The sequence below is a fragment of the Chryseobacterium sp. 22532 genome (assembly GCF_052044665.1).
GTDB lineage: Bacteria > Bacteroidota > Bacteroidia > Flavobacteriales > Weeksellaceae > Chryseobacterium > Chryseobacterium lathyri.
In genome coordinates, this window is record NZ_JBQENJ010000018.1 from 1 (window position 1) to 660 (window position 660).

Genomic DNA, 660 nt, shown 5'->3' on the forward strand with positions numbered 1-660 from the left:
ATTTTTTAGTGCAGTCCCCATCCAGACAGTTTTTGGTATAGATGTAGTTCTCAGTCGTACTGGGAGTTGTTTGCGCGTAGATGGTTAATGAAAAGAGAAGAGTGAAAAGTGAAAAATAACTTTTCGTTTTTAGTTTTTCACTTTTTATTTTTATCCCTGATTTTTCATTAATCATTTTTATTTTTCCATTATCTGTGATCATTTGTTAAGTTTTAATTTTGAGGTTTTAATACTTGCCACCAGCATGCTGATGAGCTCATGGGTGCGTCTGGATGAGTCTTCAAAATATTCCGCATCTATATAATGAGTCCGATGCAGGAGCTCCAGCCAGTAAAAGGTTTCGTTTGCTTCTTTTAATGCAATGGAAAGTTTACTGATGAAATCTGCCTTACTCTGGGCAAACTCTGCTTCCCGTATTAATGCGCCAATGGCTGTTCCACTGCGAAGCAGTTGTTTTGACATCACAAACTCCTTAGATCCTGTCAACCTCTTGTATTGCTCAACGATATGAATACTGAAAACAAAACTTCTGTCTTTCAGCACATTCTTATTTTTAATTTTTAATTCTTCATTCATCATTCACTAGTGTTTGTAGTTGTACTGGTTCTCCTGTAGTGTTTTCCCGTCTGCGTCCTTTACTTTAATCAGTCTGCCTGCATT

The 660-nt window shown here is 36.8% G+C and carries 2 protein-coding genes; both read right to left on the reverse strand.

Annotation, left to right across the window (positions count from 1 at the left end):
- On the reverse strand, positions 1-202 hold a 202-nt coding region (locus tag ACTJIV_RS20305; RefSeq protein WP_440629266.1), incomplete at its 3' end, for a hypothetical protein.
- Complete coding sequence (locus ACTJIV_RS20310; RefSeq protein WP_440629267.1) at positions 199-579, reverse strand: four helix bundle protein; 381 nt, start codon at positions 577-579, stop codon at positions 199-201. The genes ACTJIV_RS20305 and ACTJIV_RS20310, both read right to left, overlap by 4 nt.
- Positions 580-660 lie beyond the last annotated feature (81 nt).